The organism is Variovorax sp. 01N429 (assembly GCF_056399425.1).
In genome coordinates this window covers 1-399 of record NZ_JBFTRG010000180.1, presented here as the reverse complement: position 1 = coordinate 399, position 399 = coordinate 1, and the positions used below count along the sequence as shown (strand labels likewise).

Annotated in this window: 1 protein-coding gene; it reads left to right on the top strand. The window is 73.4% G+C overall.

The window, feature by feature from the left end; genetic code table 11:
• Positions 1 to 182, top strand: a 182-nt coding sequence (locus AC1DSF_RS31150) for a Ppx/GppA phosphatase family protein (protein WP_478184171.1), incomplete at its 5' end; no start/stop codon positions are given.
• Positions 183 to 399: the final 217 nt, after the last annotated feature.

The window sequence follows — 399 nt, the reverse complement described above, 5'->3', positions numbered from 1 at the left end:
GCACCGAGCAGCGCGCCGGACTGCCCGGCGTCTCCGAGGGCCGGGCCGCGCAGCTCGTCGCCGGGGCGGTCGTCGCGGACGCCGCGCTGGACCTGCTCAACGTGTCGCAGCTGGAGATCTGCCCGTGGGCGCTGCGCGAGGGCATCATCCTGCGGCGGCTGGACTGGATGGCCGGCCACTGACCGCACCGACCGCCTGACCGCACTGACGCACTGACCGCGCCGGCGGCCCGGCGGTCCGGGCGGCGCCGACGGTATTGACGGCGATGACGGCATGATCGATTTGCGGCGGTTTCCGATCGCTGCCGATCGCACTTCGCGGGTGTCTCGCCGCCCAGCGTCCGTTTCATCCGGAACGCGGCCTTCCCGTCGACGCGACGCGACTGTGCGCGTTAGGGGG